Genomic DNA, 16,087 nt, shown 5'->3' on the forward strand with positions numbered 1-16,087 from the left:
CCTGTACCTGTGTACAATATAACGTCTGTATTGTACAATAAAACGTAAAACGTTATATTGTTCTTTTTGGACATTATAGCATACATCAAAGAGGGGGTTCCAAAGTGCCTTTATTATCGTTTTTGTTATATGTGTTTGTTACCAGCTTTACGCCAGGCCCCAATAACATTATGGCTATGCTCTTTGCTAATAAATTCGGGCTTAAAAAGACAATTCGATTTTGTTCAGGAGTAGGTGCAGGTTTCTTTGTAATCATGTTATTGAGTAGTTATTTTAATTTGTTGCTTGAAAATTTCATTCCCAAAATTCAATTTGTGATGACGATCCTGGGTGCAGCCTATATGCTATATCTGGCTGTAAAAATAATTATGAGTAAAGATAATGGTAAAGATAATGATGGGGGCAAGAATAACAGTTTTCTAACAGGTATGCTTTTGCAATTTATCAATCCGAAAGGAATTTTATATGGTATCACTGCTATATCAACCTTCATCCTTCCATATCACCATTCAAATTTCAGCTTGATGATGTATTCGTTATTTCTAGCTTTTGTTGGTTTTATGAGTACATTCTGTTGGAGTGTGTTTGGCTCCGTTTTTCAAAAGTTCTTAACTAAGTATAGAAGTCAGTTTAATATAATAATGGCTTTGTTATTAGTGTATAGTGCAATTTCGATCCTTGTAGAATGAAGGTATGCAAGTAATACAAACAGCCCCATTGAAGGAACTCTTCATTGGGACTGTTTTGTATTTAGGCGGATAGCAGATGAAGCGATGGCGAAAAGGCCGTTCATTCTGCTTTGCTTTTTTCCACACAAGGCTCTTCCACAGAATATTCCTCCAGCACCGTTGTTTTATCACCATAAACCCTGTCTAAGTGTTCTTCTCCCCATAAGCAAAAAAGATCGAGCAGATCTTTAAAATCCCATCCGTATTCACTAAGCTCATACTCTACTTTGGGTGGGACCTGGTTATAGATAATGCGGTGGATGATTTCGTCCTTTTCCAGCTCTCTAAGCTGCTGTGTGAGCACTTTTTGGGTGATTTTCGGAATGAGCTGCCGGAGCTCGTATGTACGTTTTCTGCCGCTGGTTAGATGGTGCAGGATGATGGCTTTCCATTTCCCGCCGATGACCTCGAAGGTCGCTTCAATCCCGAGCATATATGTTTTGGCGTTATCTTTCATTTGTTTTTCTCCCCTCGGATCTGTAGAACATGAAAAGCACTAAGGAACCTTAAAGTACCTACAGTACCTTGAGGTGCGTACTTCACACCTTGTTGTATATCACCCATAATAGCATTTGTAGACAGGGTTCACCAATCATAAGGAGAAAGAAGGTTACGGATAACATGAAAGTTCTATTGGTCGTTACGCATCCTAGAGAAGATTCACTTACCCTTGCGGTCATGAATCGTTTTGTAGAGGGATTGAAGGAGAATAAGCACGAGGTAGATATTTTGGACTTGGATCGGGACGGGTATAATCCGGTGTACAGCGCAGCAGATGAGTTGGATTGGAATTCACCTCATAAACAATATGCTCCTGAAACACGGAGAGAGATGGACAGAATTGCTGCTGCGGATGCTCTGGTCTTTGTGTTTCCTCTATGGTGGTACAGTGTCCCTTCCATGCTAAAGGGATACCTGGATAAAGTATGGAACATAGGTTTACTTCAGGAGTTTACGACAAAGCAGGTTTTGTGGATGTGCTTGGCGGGAGGGACGAAAGAACATCTGATCAAGTATGAATACCACGATATGGTAACTAATTATTTGAATAAAGGTATTGGTGGTTACGCAAGAGTAAGAGAGTCCAAGGTTGAGTTCTTCTATGATACTTTGTCCGAATCGAAAGATTACATTGAAGGTCTGCTGGAGCACGCTTATCAATTAGGTCTGGCATATAAGTAAACCTGGGGAGCTATCCCAAAGCACCTTCAAAACCACTTTTATAGTGATTTCAAAGGTGCTTTTTATTTTAAGTATGAACTGAAGATAGCTATCCTTTTATTGGCTCGTGTATAGGCGCTGGCGGTCCTCCTTGTACAGATATCCCGCCAGGCGTGCTAGTTGGACCAACGGGATGAGCTGCCCCCATTCCAGGAGCATCGCCTGTAGCATTTTTGGCCAGCTTTTGCTTTTCCCACAGCGCTCTGGCTATAACCAGCATGGAGAGTACACCGACATATAGTAACAGTGATCCAAGCTCGGGAAGCATTTCTTGAAAAGGCGCACCACGCAGTCCCATCGAGCGCACGAATTTGTACAGCCATGCAAATGGGAAGAAATCACCGATTTGGATTGCTAAAGACGGAAATAACGATCTTGAAAGAACGGCTCCCGAGAGCACAAAAGCAGGCATGAGTACAATAACCATTCTGCCGATGGCTCCTCCCGGATGTGCGGCTCCCCATGCTACCAGAATATTGAGACAAACTGTACCGAATACGTACAGAACAACCGGAATGATAAAGAGAACCGGATTGGCCTCGAATCGGCTGCCCCCAAACATTTTAAGTACTCCGAGAGAGAAGATTAAACCTGCCGTCGAAAACAGCGTGTAAGGAAGAATACGCAGCAATATATTGAACGGATTTTGAAGTTCTGCAGCCAACCTTTTGGAAACCCTTAGTCTGGCGATCAGAGGCAAGCTGTTAATGTTTAACATCATAAAAGAGAACATACAGGTAAATCCAAGCACTGATGTATTCTGATAATCATTGGTTGGATTAAAGAGGGAACGTACTTCCAGAGCAATACCATTTAGGGCTCCCTGGGCCTGTTCCGCATTCATTCCGGTTTTCATAATAGCTGGAACGGACAGCCCCATATTCTCGGATACGCTAATTTCCTGCATGGCCGTGCGGATCAAAGTAATAGATTGGACATTGGTGTTATCCAGAATCAGCCCCACACGACTGGAAAGGGAACGATTGTGATTGGCCTCCAAACCCTTCGGCAGAGAAATAACAGCTAAAAATTTCTCGTGATAAAAATATTGTTCAGGGTTGTCAGTGTATGAAACAACCTCAGCCACGTTCATATTAGGGGAGGCATCTATTTTCTGGATGAACTCACGGCTATAGGCTGTGTTATCCTGATCCACCACGACTACGTTAGCTTCGTTAATTTGGCTGCTTGGGAGTAGCAGTGAATATCCCAGCACTGCAATCAGCGGGAAAATGATAGCTATGATCGGATACTTGGAGTGGACCAGGTACGTCCATTCATCACGAAGAGATTTCATCAGTATTCACCTCAACTGTCATACCCGGTAGCAAAGAGGACTCTTTTGGTACATACACACGTACTTGGAATGTAGCCGTATCCGCCTCACCTTTTTCACGAGACATTTTTACATTAGCGAATTGTGGTGCAGATGTAACATAACGTACAGTACCTTGCAGGTCCTTATTTAGAGCGGAGATGTGGGTTTTGATTTCTTTATTGGCTTTAAATTTCCCCACTTGGTCTTCGTTCACGTAGAGATCGTAGTATAACTCGTTGGTTTCTAAAGTAATAACGGGAGACCCTTGTCCCACATTTTCGCCCACTTTGGTACTGATAGCAGTGATCTTGCCATCCTGCGGTGCTTTCAACACCAGACGTTCTTTTTTGAGTAATAGCGTTTTAAGCTGGACTTCCTGTGTTTCCTTTTGTTGCTGTAGAAGATCAACGGCCAGCTTCTGATCTGCTAGCTGTTGACGACTTTGCTGAATGGTTTCCAGTTGTGTTTTGGAACGATCCACGGACAATTGGGCACCACGAATTTCTTCCGCTGCTTGTTTTACAGCAACAGATGCTTGTGTCGTTTGCTCTTTGGCTTGCATTCGTTCTTCTGTGGTTGCGCCATTGAGTAGCTTTTGCAGAGACTCTTGTTGCTGACTCAACTGATTTTTAGCTAAAGTCAATGATGACTCGGCATCATCCAATGCAGCTTTGGATACACTTCCTGCATCATATAGTGCTTTGTTACGATTATAGTTAGTTTGGGCCGTCTGAACGCTTTTGGTTGCGGAGGCTACTGCAATTCGCTGTTGCTGAATATCCTCATGTCGAGCACCATCATTGACATGCTTTTCTGCTGCTGTGGCTTGACGCTCAGCCGCTTCCGCCCGTTGCAATGCCGCGTGACTCTTACTTTGAGTTACTTGAGATTGCGCAATATCAAGCTGTGCCTGCTTTTCTTGAGTTACAGCTCGTGCATAACCTAAGTCAATTGATTTTTGTTGTTGGCTAATCTGTGTGTTGAACTGGGCAATTTGTGTTCGCAGTTGCTCAATTTGCAAATCTACATCTTTGGAGTCCAGCGTCATAAGAGTAGTACCTTTTTTTACGGGAGTTTCCTCTTTTACTGGAATACTGAGGATTTTTCCGCCCACTTGTTCAAAGGATACATGAATGCTGTCCGAATTCAGTGTTGTACCTTTAACAGATCGTGAAGCATTGACTTGGTCTTGTCCGTTGGTTTGAAGTAGAAAACCTCCGCCAATAAGACAGGCAATAGAAATTAGAGGAATAATGAGACTGGTGACTTGTGTGCGATTCATTGAGTAAATACGCTCCTTTAAGTAATTAATTGGCTTAGGCATGAAAATAGAATAAATAATAGGGTATGTAGGATATTATTTATTTTAAAATTAAAAAGTAACCCGGCTAACTAAAATTTAAATTTTAGAGTTATTATGGTTTCGCTTTTTTATATATTTCTTGTGCTTGGGGAATGCCGAGTTCTATTTTTTGCAGTAACGTCAGCAATAACTCTTTTTCATCGGTGGATAGGTGGCTCATCAGCTTGGAGGTGCTTGTAAAATGTACAGGCAGTAGCCGCTCCATCAATTCTGTCCCTTGGTCAGTCAGTTTGACGATACTCATACGGCGGTCAGAAGGGTGACTTTGTCTAATGACAAAACCATCGCGCTCTAGGCGGTCAATGAGTCCGGTAACGGTAGGTTTGCTTATTCCCACTTTCTCTGCAAGCTCTGTAGCCATCAGTCCTGTATTCGTGTTTCGGTACAAGAGAATCAATACTGAAAACTTCCCGTGTGAAATACCGAATTTCTCAAAGCCCTCAAAACTGACTTTAAAAGTGCTGGAGGATACGCGCATAAAGAAAAGCATGGCTTCTGTGGCTCTGATATCAATCTCAGGAATACGCATAGAAAATTCTTGAAGTGCTTCACGAGTGGGCAAATCCCGTAAATCAAAATCCATAGGGTTCTCCTTTCGACTGGAAGTTATATTTAAAATTTTGTTAGCTGGCTAATCATAATACAATAATATTTTAATTACAAGCTAAATTTTAATGAGATTCTTTGTTTACGGAGTTTATAAAATTTTATCGGAAAGCGGAAGTTTAGATTTGTTCCCTATTTTTATGCCCGCCACCATCATCGTACATATGATCATAGCCAGTATGAACAAGGTTGGCACAAACGTTTGAAACAGGTCGAAGCTCAGCCCGATCAAGGCAGGTCCCAGAGAGCCTAGCAAATATCCTCCAAATTGCATCATGGCAGACCATGAGGTGGCTTCTTCTGTATGCGCTGCTTCTTCGATTGGAATAAGTAGCGCTAAAGGAAACAGTCCACCAGCTCCAATGCCCAGGAAAATAGCAGCCACCCAGGGAGAAGAGTGTATCATCAGCAGGACAATGCCGATCAATTCAGATAAGCCACATAGAAGCAGCCATGTTGTTCTGTTTCCAGATTTACCAGCAAGAAGAGGGATGGAAAAGCTTACCGGGATTTGAATCAAGGTAAATAGGGTAAGCACCATACCGGCTTGAGCATGGTCTAAACCTGCAGCTTGCGCGATAGGGGCCAACCAAGCAGTCACAGCGTAAAAAATAGCCGCCATACAGCCAAAAAATAAAGTAAATAAATGTACCCGTTTATTCCTGATCGAGAAAGATGAAATCCGCAGGTTTTTTGTTGAAGCTTCTCTTTTTTGGAGCAGGGGGAGAAGGAGTAACAAGGCGGGAACCGCTAAAATGCTCCAGAAGCTCAGAGCGTGCTGCCAAGAGTCCATTTGCCGGAAAAGTGGGACAGAAAAGCTGGATGCAACGGCTGCTCCGATTACCATGGAAACGGAATAAAGCCCGGTTAACCCTGGTTTCTCGGGAAAATATTTTTTGATAAACCCCGCAACTAAGGGTCCAGCGATTCCGATGCCCACTCCAGAGAATACAGCGGTAGCGAGCAAGAAAAACGTATGATGAACGAACATGCGCAGGAACGTGGCTATGAGGATCAACAGCATGGCTGCAAGCAAAGATCTTTCCACACCTAAGCGACGCTGGAGCCAGATAGATGAGAGAGAGAAGAGGCCCATACAGAAAATAGGCAGCGCTGTAATTAAACTGGCAGTCACCCCGCTTAAACCCAAATGAGCTTGAATGATATCCAGTAAAGGCCCGACGGAAGTAATGGAGGGTCTTAGATTTAAGGAGATAAAAAATATAATCAGGATGAGATACACCAAACGCATACAAAACACCTCTTTTCTTTAACATTGAACTCATTGTAGGTTTCGATCTATAATAGATCAATACTATTTATTCTATATAAACAATAGTTATAAACTATGATTCGGAGGCGAGATTCCATGGAAATTCGGCAATTGCAATATTTTCTCCGATTGTGCAAAGAGCTGCATTTTTCCGAGGCTGCCTACAAGCTGGGGATTTCGCAACCTACGCTGAGTCAGCAAATACGGGTATTAGAGGATGAGGTGGGAGTCCCTTTGTTTGACCGTATCGGCAAAAAAACCGTAAAGACGGAAGCAGGCGAGCTTCTGGAGCACTACGCTTCACAAGTCATTCAGCAATTGGAAAATGCGAAAAACGCCATATCTGATCTGACCCATCTCCATACCGGTCATTTGCGTGTTGCGGTTCTGCCCTCTGACCTGGATTATCGGCTGACTCCTGTACTGATCAGCTTTCACAAGGAGTTTCCTCATACGAAGGTTCAGGTCATTCCCTCGATTGATATTTACAATGAAGTGCTCGATAATAAAGTGGATATTGGAGTAGGCTTGGGGATTCATTCGGATCATCGTTTGCACCGGATTCCTTTTTATACGGAAACGCACAGCTTGTATGTGAATACAGAACATGATTTAGCAGACAGAGATATGGTGGTACCGGAAGATTTGGCCAAAGTGCCTTTAGTGATGTTTCCCAAAGGATTTGTCGGGCGTGATCTGGTGGATCGTTGGTGTGAAGATCAAGGCATTTTGATCCATCCTTTGATGGAAACAGGATCAGCCACGTCCCTGTTTCAACTGGTGAAAGAAGGCATAGGAGCTACGATTCAGCCGAGCCAACTGATTGAAAGCTTCGGGTCACTGGGGGTTCGTGCTATTCCGATCAAGCATGCGCCTACCCGACATTTAGAAATGTTTTATCGTGTAGATAAATATGTAAGTCCAGCCGCAAAGGCCTTCATTCAAAAAATGGAGACGTTTTTTAAAAATTGAAATCCAAAGTGAGGAACCTTGAATGACGACAAAACTATATTACTCTTCTCCGACCCTTACGGAGTGGGAGACTCATATTACACGCAGCATGGAAAGAGACGGCGGATATTTTGTTATGCTGGAGGAAACGGCTTTTTATCCGCATGGAGGGGGTCAGCCATGTGATACGGGAACGATTCAGGGCGTTCCGGTGGTGGATGTTTTTCTGGAAGAGGGCGATATTTGGCATCAGGTCGAATGTCTGCCGGAGGGTGAGAAGGTAGCTTGTACGTTGGATTGGGAGCGCAGATTTGATCATATGCAGCAGCATAGTGGACAGCATTTGTTGTCGGCGATTTGTCGGGAGCTGCTGGGAGCGCGGACGGAAAGCTTTCATCTGGGACAAGAGTACGCCACAATTGATGTAAACTGTTCTGAACTGACACCTGCGCAGCTATCGGCCATTGAGCAGGAAGTGAATCGGCAAATCTATAGTAACCGTAGCATCCAAAGTTATATAGTGACGAACGAGCAATTGCAGGACATTCCACTTGTAAAAATGCCTAAAGTAACGGAGAATATCCGCATTGTCGAGATTGAAGGTATTGAATACAATGCTTGCGGCGGTACACATGTCGGCCGAACCGGGGAAATTGGAATGATCAAATGTCTGAAATGGGAGAAGCAAAAGGGGCTGGCGAGAATCCATTTTAAATGTGGCCTTCGCGCGCTTCAGGATTTTAACGACAGTCTTCGGATTTTGGACGTGTTGTCTGCGAGGTTTAATACCGGGCGCAAGGATATTTTGACCCGCTTTGAAAAGTGGGTGCAGGAGCACAAGCAGCTCAAGGCACAAGTGGACATCCTGCAAGAGGAAAATGCTTCGTATCAGGCAGCAGAGCTGCTTTCTGCTGTTCAGGGGCAGGTTCTGGCTCATATTTTTGAACAAAAAACCTTTCTGGAAGTACAGCAAATGGCTGCCAAGCTGACATCTGAACATGATTTACTTGTACTATTAGCCACAACAGCAGAAAACAAAATCATTCTGACGCATAACGGCACACAGCATATTGCCTGCGGAGCATACTTTAAAGAGCATCTGGGCGCGTTTCAGGGTAAGGGTGGCGGCAGCAACCAATCGGCTCAGGCAGCATTCTCGTCCCGTGAAGACCTTTTGAACTTTTTTGAAACCGCCCAGCGACAGTTTATTCAGGGCTAATGCAGGATTAGTGGCTCAGGGGTAGCTTCCACTTATGTTCTTTTTCCGTAAATAAAATAAAAGAAAAAATGAGTGCCACGACAGCGCCCCAGATGGCTTTATCCCCAATAGCCAACGTCAAAAATCCTCCCAGAAAAGCCCCGACCAGAAAGGTGATCAGGATGACACCGTAACGCATGGCGCGAATGGCAGCATTCGTGTCCTTGGTCGTAATGGCGATATACACCGCCTCTGTGGCAGATCTGAGGTTCCCGGTGCTGACGGTGGAAGTGTACGGCGCATCAATGAGCTTGCGGAAGGAAGTCATTTGAACGGAAGCAACGAATGAGACGATCACCGTCACCACCGTATTGGGAACCCCCTGCGGAATCAGACCCACGATGAAAAAAATGAAAATTTCCAGCAGTAGAATGGCACGAGCCCAGTCCGGTGTCAGGCGGTGGGTGGATTTTCTCTTAATCCCTTCGGCTATAAAAACACCCAGCGAAAAGGCGATCAGGGGCGGGATATGTGCTAGCGCCTGACCCCAGTTTCCCTGAATGGCTTTGACAGCCAGCAATACGATATTGCCTGTCTGAGCATTGGCGAACACGCCATCTCTTCCGACAAACGTATATGTGTCCAGAAAACCCCCTACTAATGAAAGTAAAGCGCCCAGTCGTAACGATTCGGACGTTACTTGATGTAAATGGATTTTGCCTTTCATATTCACGGCATAAGCCTCCTATGCACAACGTCGATTCCCCTAACATAGCACGACTATTCTGATTCGACAATTCCATTGGACACTGCGGCACGAAAAACAGGTGTAAAAGGAGAAAAAGTCATGGAGAATAAAGGATTTGTGGAGGCAATTCGCAGCATGACTGCGGGCGAACAAAGATTATGGCTGATAGATATCATACAAGTGACAGAAGCTGTGAAACGGAACAAAGCTTCTAAAGATGATTTATATGAGCAAGTGTCAGAGTTATATGATTACTTGCTTGAGACTCAAAACAGACGCTCCTGGTGGGAGCCTGACGAGGGTGGCACGCAGGTGCATATCGTGATTGGCGATTCTTTTGCAGGGAGTATGAAAATAGCACTCAAACAACTGGGATGGGAAGATACACATCGGGTTATTTCTTTTCGGGATAACTATGCCATCGGCCCATTGTGGCAGCTTCAGCAGGAAATGGGGCGTAGGCAACGGCGGGAATGGTTCAGAGATCATATTTATGATGAGCATGATGAGCATGATGAGGATGCTGAAAGGGATGATTTTCTGTTGCTGGAGCAGTTTACTGCTATTCCAGCGCAGGCGGATATTACGATCTGGACGGGGAGCAATGCCCCTGAGCAGGTGGGGCTTCGTTTGAGCATGTACCTGCTGAGGAATATGTCTAACGATATTCGGATTAAAAATGCGGCAGATGCTTACAGCCGCGTATTTAAACGTCCGGATGCTACAGGCTTAAGATCAGGCGAGATACCTGCCGACAAACTACAAGCTATTCTAAGTCGAGAGGACAAGGGTGTTTCTTTAACACCAGAAGAAAGAGAACGAATGGCGGAAGAATGGTGTAAGCTGGCGATGAAGCCTGAGGTGCTACGTATATGGAAGGATGGAAGCATCGTTAATGTAGAAGAAAACTATTATGATGCCTATATTTTGAGTAAGGTGGACAAGTTGCACAAGCAGCAAGCACAGCCTGATTTTATCAAATCAGCAAGAGTGATCGGAGAAGCTATGGGACACCTGGATCAGCAGATGGGAGATGAGTTTTTCGAATATCGGCTTCGAACCCTGATTTATGAGGGAATGCTGGAAATCAAAGGCGTTCCAGGAGCCATGAGACGTTATAGTATTAGAAAGAATGCATCTCCAAGTCCAATAAAAAAAGGGCCTGAAAATGCTTGATCGTATTACCTATAATGTTGGGGCTCGGCTCGAACCTACTGCAAGGCATAGACGAGGGCTTCGCCAAATTCCTGTGCGCCGTCTGGACCATCAGCAGTGATGATGTCGCTATGGGCAACCACATGCTGAGTCACATATTCGACTTGATGCGTCTGGAACTGATCCTTTTGCACATCCACTGGATAGCATGCTGCCGTTCTGCCGGAGAGCAGCCCGGTTTGAGCCACGGCTACAGAGCCTGCGCAGATGCCGGACAACAGAATTTTTTGCTCATGCGTTTGTTTCAGCAGGGCTTGGAGATCCGCGTTGTTCCACAGATGATCATTCGTGCCTGATCCACCGATTACTGCGACTACGTCATAATCAGCAGGGACCGCGTCTGTAATAACCAGATTCGCGGTTGCTTTCCCATTGTAGTCACCGGTAATTTCGCCTGTTTGGGTACTGGCCAGCGTCACAGTAACGCCTGCTTGCTCCAGCGCTTCCTTCGGTTTAAACAATTCATCTTCATTAAAGCGTTCCGGGGGTATAATAAAAAGAGCCTTTTTACTCATCCTTCATTCCTCCTTGAATGTGAAACGATATCTATTATTGTAGAATGGCTTCGTCAGGCTGTGAAGAATGCACTTTCAAGTGCGGAGGTTACCTGCAGGTTACTATTACGGTGCAAGATCATGATGGAATAGAAGGAGTTAACCGATATATGTCTGATACGCTGAGAGAAGAAATACGGGAGAAGATCGTCAACGGAGACTATAACTGTGAAAAAGAACTGACGCTGTCAGTGTTAAGCGGCAAGTGGAAGGTCGTCATTTTATGGCATCTGGGGGTGGAAGGGCCGCACCGGTTCAGTGACTTGCAAAGGCTGTTTCCAAAACTGTCTCATAAAGTGCTGACCAATCAACTGCGAGAATTGATGGAGGATGGTATTGTACACCGGGAAGTGTATCCCGAGGTGCCCCCAAAGGTGGAATATTCAATGACCGCGCTGGGGATGACGATTTTACCGATTGTAGAGATGATGTATGATTGGGGAAAAAAGCGGGTGCAGTCCATTCGCGAGGAAATGCAACGCGGCGATATATAAGTAAATCATAGGACAATCCGTCATATGAAAAATAGAACGCCTTGCGTCATGAGTACAAATTGTGCTCGGGGCAAAGGCGTTCTTTGGCATGTTAGCAGTCTGAGTCTGTGTTGGTTTAACGCAGGTTATTACTGCTCAATTGCTGGCAAAACTTCAACCCAGCGGGTAGCCCAAGTGCCGATATGATCAAACAATGGGGCTAGATCGCGTCCCTTATCCGTAAGGGAGTATTCGATCCGAACAGGCTTTTCGGGATAGACCATACGTATTATAATGCCTTCTTCCTCAAGCTCTTTCAAGCGATCGGAAAGGACCTTCCCGCTTAAATTGGGAATTGAATTCTCAATAGCGACGAAACGTTGCGGACCGTTAGTTAGCTGAAATACGATTAACACCGTCCAACGCTTGCTCAGTAACTCCATAGCTTTTTCAAACCGTGGGCACATTTGCGGTATGTTCATGTGATCACCTCATACACCTATTATTAACGATCCACTGTTAAAAGTAAATGATTTTACTTTACATAAATTTATTACTTGACGAAACAGAATGATATAAATATACTTTGTTACATAAAGTAACTTAATGGATTCGATACGGACGTATATATAGCATTTTGCATCATTCGATTCCCAACGCTCGAAAGTACAATAGATAGACGAACTAAACCGTTTCGATCTATATATTGCTGATTTGAAATCGCTCTTGGGATTGTTGCAAAATGCTTAAAATTTGATATTATAACGATGCAATTAAATTGACAGGTACGGACTAATTGCTGAGGTCATGGTTTAGGTGCAGGAGGAAGTCAGATGAAGCTGGAATGTGAAGTGTGCGTAGTTGGAGGGGGACCAGCCGGGGCCTTGTTATCCTGTTTGTTGGCGGAGCAAGGTATTGCGACGATATTGGTTGAGCGGCAGAGCGTGGCGGGAAAGGCTTTTCGCGGCGAAATTTTAAATGATGAGGGTCTGCAAGTGATCCAAAAGCATAAGCTGCTCGAACAAATTCATGAGGAGTACGTCCTCGCTTCGACGAGAATCGAATATTGGGAGCATCAGCAGCAGGTGAAGACGATGGAGCCAGCGGAAGGTAATGTGGGAGTTCACATTCCACAGCCTCGTTTTTTGGAGGCTCTGCTCAAGCAGGCGGCTACGTATGAGTCCTTCCGTTATTTGGCGGGTACGACGGTGACTGCGCTGGAAGGCAACAGCGAGCATGGCTACACAGGCTTGACCGCCCGCGATAAGAACGGCGATGAGGTTACGATTCGCAGCTCTGTTATTGTCGGGGCAGATGGTCGCTATTCGACCGTGCGCAAGCTGGCGCAAATGCCAGTGACGAATATCAGACACGGCTATGATCTGCTGTGGGCCAAAATTACGGCACCTGCCGGATGGGAGCCTGTCACACGTCTGGCATTGGTCAACGGGCGGCAGTTGTCTTTATTTTCGCAGGCTGAGGGCTATATTCAGATTGGCTGGAATGTAGAGGAAGGCAGCTTTCCTACCTTGTTTAAGCAGTCATTTGAACCATTCATTCAGTTGTTGGCGGAGGCATTTCCCGATCTGGAGCATAACGTGCATGATCACATTCGTTCGTGGAAGGACTTTGTACCGTTGGATATTTTCAGTAGCCGCAGTGATACGTGGTCGCAGAACGGACTGGTTCTTATTGGAGATGCGGCGCATACCATGACACCTACCGGGGCTTTTGGCTTGAATGCAGCATTGAAGGATGCCGATGTACTGGCGAGTGAGCTTCTTCGTTTGCGTCAGGAGGGTGGATATACCATAGCGGGCCTAAAGGCGTTCGAAGACGGGCAGCGGCAGGCTGTCACAGAGCTTCAGGAACGACAGCTTACGATGGAATCCACGTTTCATGAACATTTTTTACAAGCAGAACATCAAATCATATAGAAGTAAGCTTATATAAAGGATGGTGTAGAGAGATGAACCAAAAAGACGTAGCTACGCTACTTAACGATAAAATTCAAACGATTCGCGGCGAGCAATCTTCGACAATTTTGGTAGGACCGATCAAGCTGCCAGTTAATTTGGAAGGGGAAACAGTTGTTTTCCAATGGTACTGCTGGTTGCCTGTACGGGATGAGGCAGATCGTCAGGACCTGCTGAATGCCACCGCTGACACGATTGTGAAACGTTTGTCCACGCTGGATTTGGCAGAAGGACAACAATCGAGCGTATTGGTGTATGGCGATCTTCAACAGTCGGAAAATGCGCTTGTTCGTATGCATAGCATTTGCCATACTGGAGACATTTTTGGCAGCAAGCGTTGTGATTGCGGATTTCAGCTTCACCAGTCCATGAAAATGATTGTTGAGCACGGAACGGGTGCGTTGTTCTATCTGGCAAACCATGAGGGCCGCGGGATCGGCTTGTTCAGCAAAGCGATGGCTTACATTTTGCAGGAGGAAGGCATGGATACCGTTGAAGCCAACCACCAATTGGGCTTTGAAGATGATACTCGCAATTATGCGGATGCGATTAGTGTGCTCCGTCATCTGAGACAAAAACCGGTAACCTTAATTACAAATAACCCTAAAAAGCTGGAGGCTTTGAAGCAATCCGGTATGAATGTGGCAGGACGTATGCCGCTGTGGGGCGATGTGTCGCAATATAATGAACGGTATTTGAATACGAAGGTGGAACGGTCCGGCCATTTGCGGGATTTCGATTTCAGGGAGGTTCTATGACCACTCACGAGAAATATATGCGCCTGGCGCTGGAAAATGCTAAAAGTGCCAAGGGACAAACAGAACCGAATCCGCTCGTTGGTTCGGTCATTGTGAACAACGGTCGCATCGTCGGGATCGGCGCTCATCTGAAGCCCGGCGAGCCACATGCCGAGATTCATGCTTTGCGTATGGCGGGTGAACATGCTCAGGGAGCGACGATTTATGTGACGCTGGAGCCGTGTTCCCACCATGGACGGACAGGCCCGTGCGCGGAAGCGATTGTGAAGGCTGGCATTCGTCGGGTCGTTATTGCGGCGCTGGACCCTAATCCGCTGGTTTCGGGCAGAGGGGTACAAATCCTGAAGGATGCGGGTATTGAGGTCATCGTCGGGGTATGTGAGCAGGAATCTGTCCGCATGAATGAAGTGTTTAATCAATATATCGTAAGCAAGCGACCTTTTGTCACGATCAAATCAGCGGTGACGCTGGATGGCAAAATCGCCACCCGGACCTCGGAAAGCAAATGGATTACGTCCGAAGTGGCACGGGAAGATGTGCATCGCCTTCGTAACGAGCATGTAGGGATACTGGTCGGTGTACAGACAGTCATTCACGATAATCCGCAGCTTACTACTCGTCTGCCGGAAGGCCGGAATCCGATTCGCATCATTCTGGACAGCACGCTACGTATTCCTTTGGATGCCCGTGTCATTACAGATGGCGAGGCACCTACCTGGATATTTACAGGACGTGCTTATGATGAAGGCAAGCGGGATCAGCTGGAACAGTTGGGTGTAAAGGTATATCCGACACAGGATGAAAACAGTGATCGGGTCAACCTGCCGCAAATGCTGGATATTTTGGGCGCAGCGGAGGTATCTTCGGTGTTCGTGGAGGGCGGAGCCGAGGTGAACGCTTCGTTCGTGCAGCAAGGACTGGCTGACAAGCTCGTGCTGTATATTGCGCCGAAGCTGGTTGGAGGGCGTGCAGCACCGGGCTTTCTCGGGGGAGAAGGGGTGTCCGCCATGAGCGATGCGGTGGCGTTACAGGATTTGAGCGTAACGCAGGTCGGCGTGGACTGGAAAATAGAAGGGTATTTTGGGCGGGAAAAATGATTGAGGTTGTGGGTGGGGAGAGAGGCTCCGCGAAGGGGTTGATCTTCCGATCGCTGTTGCAGTGGGATTCTTCGGATTGTATAAGACATGTAGAGGTAAGAATCCCACTGCAAAGGCGAACGCTCACGCTTCTCCAGATTCAACCCCTCCGCTCCGCTACTACCCGCCACAAAGCAACTCATTTTTCCGAAATGTGGGTGGGTAGTATGGGAGAAGGGCAAAAAGACTTAAAGATTTAAAGACTTCGAAGATTGAGGATCTGAAGGGCTAAAAAGCTTGGAAGCTTCTTTTTTTTGCATACTTAACGTTTATTAGGGTGAATGGTTAATGGGATGAATAACTCATAGGGTGAACACCTAATGGTGTGAATGGTTTAGGGAATGAAGAAGTTTACATATATTGCAATATGACAAAAGACACGAGGGAAGCGAATGTTCTTCTCAGGTGTCTTTTTTTGTTTTATTTAGGGGTCGTAATACTTTCGCCATGTTCGTGAGTGCGGGTGTACGTGATAATGATAAAGGCTGATACAGAAAGATATTACCGAGGTGAGGATTTCCAATGGTCCCGCAGTGCCTGCCTGATCGGGTGAGGTATCCTGTAAATCT

General features: G+C 45.7%; 17 protein-coding genes. 9 read left to right on the forward strand and 8 right to left on the reverse strand.

Features of this window, described 5'->3' with window-relative positions:
* Positions 1–104: 104 nt before the first annotated feature.
* Entirely contained in the window at positions 105–689 is a 585-nt protein-coding gene (locus ACQ4MX_RS19275) for a LysE family transporter (protein WP_431086715.1), read from the forward strand.
* A 100-nt stretch (positions 690–789) separates the two neighbouring features.
* Here ACQ4MX_RS19275 and ACQ4MX_RS19280 read toward each other — a convergent pair whose 3' ends face one another.
* Positions 790–1,185: a winged helix-turn-helix transcriptional regulator gene (locus ACQ4MX_RS19280; protein WP_431086716.1), complete on the reverse strand. Its 396-nt coding sequence runs from the start codon at positions 1,183–1,185 to the stop codon at positions 790–792.
* Between the two features lie 164 nt (positions 1,186–1,349).
* On the opposite strand from ACQ4MX_RS19280, the gene ACQ4MX_RS19285 reads away from it, so the two are divergent.
* The gene (locus tag ACQ4MX_RS19285; protein ID WP_431086718.1) at positions 1,350–1,910 is read left to right on the forward strand and encodes an NAD(P)H oxidoreductase; all 561 of its coding nucleotides are present in this window, start codon (positions 1,350–1,352) and stop codon (positions 1,908–1,910) included.
* Positions 1,911–1,998: 88 nt separating this feature from the next.
* Here ACQ4MX_RS19285 and ACQ4MX_RS19290 read toward each other — a convergent pair whose 3' ends face one another.
* From ACQ4MX_RS19290 to ACQ4MX_RS19305, 4 genes are all read right to left on the reverse strand, one after another.
* Positions 1,999–3,246, reverse strand: coding sequence for an ABC transporter permease (locus ACQ4MX_RS19290; RefSeq protein WP_431086719.1), 1,248 nt, complete (start codon positions 3,244–3,246; stop codon positions 1,999–2,001).
* Positions 3,230–4,549, reverse strand: coding sequence for an HlyD family secretion protein (locus ACQ4MX_RS19295; RefSeq protein WP_431086721.1), 1,320 nt, complete (start codon positions 4,547–4,549; stop codon positions 3,230–3,232). Before ACQ4MX_RS19295 ends, ACQ4MX_RS19290 begins: the two co-directional genes overlap by 17 nt.
* A gap of 133 nt (positions 4,550–4,682) precedes the next feature.
* Entirely contained in the window at positions 4,683–5,213 is a 531-nt protein-coding gene (locus tag ACQ4MX_RS19300; RefSeq protein ID WP_149095238.1) for a MarR family winged helix-turn-helix transcriptional regulator, read from the reverse strand.
* A gap of 114 nt (positions 5,214–5,327) precedes the next feature.
* Complete coding sequence (locus ACQ4MX_RS19305; RefSeq protein WP_431086723.1) at positions 5,328–6,488, reverse strand: CynX/NimT family MFS transporter; 1,161 nt, start codon at positions 6,486–6,488, stop codon at positions 5,328–5,330.
* Positions 6,489–6,605: 117 nt separating this feature from the next.
* Between ACQ4MX_RS19305 and ACQ4MX_RS19310 the strand changes: the two genes are divergently transcribed.
* Positions 6,606–7,481: a LysR substrate-binding domain-containing protein gene (locus ACQ4MX_RS19310; RefSeq protein WP_431086726.1), complete on the forward strand. Its 876-nt coding sequence runs from the start codon at positions 6,606–6,608 to the stop codon at positions 7,479–7,481.
* A 22-nt stretch (positions 7,482–7,503) separates the two neighbouring features.
* Positions 7,504–8,679: an alanyl-tRNA editing protein gene (locus ACQ4MX_RS19315; RefSeq protein WP_431086728.1), complete on the forward strand. Its 1,176-nt coding sequence runs from the start codon at positions 7,504–7,506 to the stop codon at positions 8,677–8,679.
* A gap of 7 nt (positions 8,680–8,686) precedes the next feature.
* Here the strand turns inward: ACQ4MX_RS19315 and ACQ4MX_RS19320 are convergent, their stop codons facing one another.
* On the reverse strand, positions 8,687–9,391 hold the full coding sequence (locus tag ACQ4MX_RS19320) for a YoaK family protein (protein WP_134912489.1): 705 nt from the start codon (positions 9,389–9,391) through the stop codon (positions 8,687–8,689).
* A 114-nt stretch (positions 9,392–9,505) separates the two neighbouring features.
* Here ACQ4MX_RS19320 and ACQ4MX_RS19325 point away from each other — a divergent pair, with 114 nt between their 5' ends.
* Positions 9,506–10,582 carry a DUF1835 domain-containing protein gene (locus tag ACQ4MX_RS19325; RefSeq protein WP_431086730.1) on the forward strand — a complete coding sequence of 359 codons (1,077 nt, stop codon included), beginning with the start codon at positions 9,506–9,508 and terminating at the stop codon, positions 10,580–10,582.
* Positions 10,583–10,617: 35 nt separating this feature from the next.
* Here ACQ4MX_RS19325 and ACQ4MX_RS19330 read toward each other — a convergent pair whose 3' ends face one another.
* On the reverse strand, positions 10,618–11,136 hold the full coding sequence (locus tag ACQ4MX_RS19330; protein WP_431086732.1) for a DJ-1/PfpI family protein: 519 nt from the start codon (positions 11,134–11,136) through the stop codon (positions 10,618–10,620).
* A gap of 149 nt (positions 11,137–11,285) precedes the next feature.
* Between ACQ4MX_RS19330 and ACQ4MX_RS19335 the strand changes: the two genes are divergently transcribed.
* Positions 11,286–11,669: a winged helix-turn-helix transcriptional regulator gene (locus ACQ4MX_RS19335; RefSeq protein WP_137060379.1), complete on the forward strand. Its 384-nt coding sequence runs from the start codon at positions 11,286–11,288 to the stop codon at positions 11,667–11,669.
* 128 nt (positions 11,670–11,797) lie between these two features.
* On the opposite strand, the gene ACQ4MX_RS19340 is transcribed toward ACQ4MX_RS19335, so the two are convergent.
* Positions 11,798–12,130, reverse strand: coding sequence for a winged helix-turn-helix transcriptional regulator (locus ACQ4MX_RS19340; protein WP_431086734.1), 333 nt, complete (start codon positions 12,128–12,130; stop codon positions 11,798–11,800).
* Positions 12,131–12,481: 351 nt separating this feature from the next.
* Here ACQ4MX_RS19340 and ACQ4MX_RS19345 point away from each other — a divergent pair, with 351 nt between their 5' ends.
* The 3 genes from ACQ4MX_RS19345 to ribD are packed head-to-tail and all read left to right on the forward strand — an operon-like array spanning position 12,482 to position 15,479.
* Positions 12,482–13,585, forward strand: coding sequence for an FAD-dependent monooxygenase (locus ACQ4MX_RS19345; protein ID WP_431086736.1), 1,104 nt, complete (start codon positions 12,482–12,484; stop codon positions 13,583–13,585).
* Positions 13,586–13,617: 32 nt separating this feature from the next.
* Positions 13,618–14,382, forward strand: a complete 765-nt coding sequence (locus ACQ4MX_RS19350) for a GTP cyclohydrolase II (RefSeq protein ID WP_192511373.1) — start codon at positions 13,618–13,620, stop codon at positions 14,380–14,382.
* Positions 14,379–15,479, forward strand: a complete 1,101-nt coding sequence (gene ribD / locus ACQ4MX_RS19355; protein WP_431086739.1) for a bifunctional diaminohydroxyphosphoribosylaminopyrimidine deaminase/5-amino-6-(5-phosphoribosylamino)uracil reductase RibD — start codon at positions 14,379–14,381, stop codon at positions 15,477–15,479. The genes ACQ4MX_RS19350 and ribD overlap by 4 nt, the downstream gene beginning before the upstream one ends.
* Positions 15,480–16,087: the final 608 nt, after the last annotated feature.

The organism is Paenibacillus sp. 8b26 (genome assembly GCF_050626875.1).
Taxonomy (GTDB): domain Bacteria; phylum Bacillota; class Bacilli; order Paenibacillales; family Paenibacillaceae; genus Paenibacillus.

Bases quoted from the DNA above. Each gene is read 5' to 3' on its own strand.
- ACQ4MX_RS19280 (WP_431086716.1), bottom strand. From the start codon at position 1,185: ATGAAAGATAACGCCAAAACATATATGCTCGGGATTGAAGCGACCTTC.
- ACQ4MX_RS19285 (WP_431086718.1), top strand. From the start codon at position 1,350: ATGAAAGTTCTATTGGTCGTTACGCATCCTAGAGAAGATTCACTTACC.
- ACQ4MX_RS19290 (WP_431086719.1), bottom strand. From the start codon at position 3,246: ATGAAATCTCTTCGTGATGAATGGACGTACCTGGTCCACTCCAAGTAT.
- ACQ4MX_RS19295 (WP_431086721.1), bottom strand. From the start codon at position 4,549: ATGAATCGCACACAAGTCACCAGTCTCATTATTCCTCTAATTTCTATT.
- ACQ4MX_RS19300 (WP_149095238.1), bottom strand. From the start codon at position 5,213: ATGGATTTTGATTTACGGGATTTGCCCACTCGTGAAGCACTTCAAGAA.
- ACQ4MX_RS19305 (WP_431086723.1), bottom strand. From the start codon at position 6,488: ATGCGTTTGGTGTATCTCATCCTGATTATATTTTTTATCTCCTTAAAT.
- ACQ4MX_RS19310 (WP_431086726.1), top strand. From the start codon at position 6,606: ATGGAAATTCGGCAATTGCAATATTTTCTCCGATTGTGCAAAGAGCTG.
- ACQ4MX_RS19315 (WP_431086728.1), top strand. From the start codon at position 7,504: ATGACGACAAAACTATATTACTCTTCTCCGACCCTTACGGAGTGGGAG.
- ACQ4MX_RS19325 (WP_431086730.1), top strand. From the start codon at position 9,506: ATGGAGAATAAAGGATTTGTGGAGGCAATTCGCAGCATGACTGCGGGC.
- ACQ4MX_RS19330 (WP_431086732.1), bottom strand. From the start codon at position 11,136: ATGAGTAAAAAGGCTCTTTTTATTATACCCCCGGAACGCTTTAATGAA.
- ACQ4MX_RS19335 (WP_137060379.1), top strand. From the start codon at position 11,286: ATGTCTGATACGCTGAGAGAAGAAATACGGGAGAAGATCGTCAACGGA.
- ACQ4MX_RS19340 (WP_431086734.1), bottom strand. From the start codon at position 12,130: ATGAACATACCGCAAATGTGCCCACGGTTTGAAAAAGCTATGGAGTTA.
- ACQ4MX_RS19345 (WP_431086736.1), top strand. From the start codon at position 12,482: ATGAAGCTGGAATGTGAAGTGTGCGTAGTTGGAGGGGGACCAGCCGGG.
- ACQ4MX_RS19350 (WP_192511373.1), top strand. From the start codon at position 13,618: ATGAACCAAAAAGACGTAGCTACGCTACTTAACGATAAAATTCAAACG.
- ribD (WP_431086739.1), top strand. From the start codon at position 14,379: ATGACCACTCACGAGAAATATATGCGCCTGGCGCTGGAAAATGCTAAA.